Annotated in this window: 1 protein-coding gene; it reads right to left on the reverse strand. The window is 71.9% G+C overall.

The window, feature by feature from the left end:
* A partial coding sequence (locus AC0IYH_RS31730) for a spore photoproduct lyase family protein (RefSeq protein WP_471838236.1) occupies nucleotides 1-270 on the reverse strand: 270 nt, incomplete at both ends.

Consider the following 270-nt stretch of genomic DNA (forward strand, 5'->3'; position numbering starts at 1 on the left):
GAGCGCGAGGTCACGGCCCCCTGCCCCAGCCGTGGCGGCAGCTCCGCCCAGATTTCGGGCAGGTTCGCGTAAGCGCGCGTGATCGGCGGCCCCTTCAGCGATCCGGCGAGGTAGCAATAGCTGCAATGCGCCGGGCATCCTTCCGCCAGATCGATACGCCAGTCGGCGGACGGCGCGATCGGTTGCGGGCGGCGCTTCGACGGCGGCGCGACGACGATCGCCAGCGTCTGCTTCGCTAGCGCATAGGCGGCGCGCGGGTCCTCGGGCTGG

It is taken from the genome of Pseudomonas sp. AC463 (genome assembly GCF_979253585.1).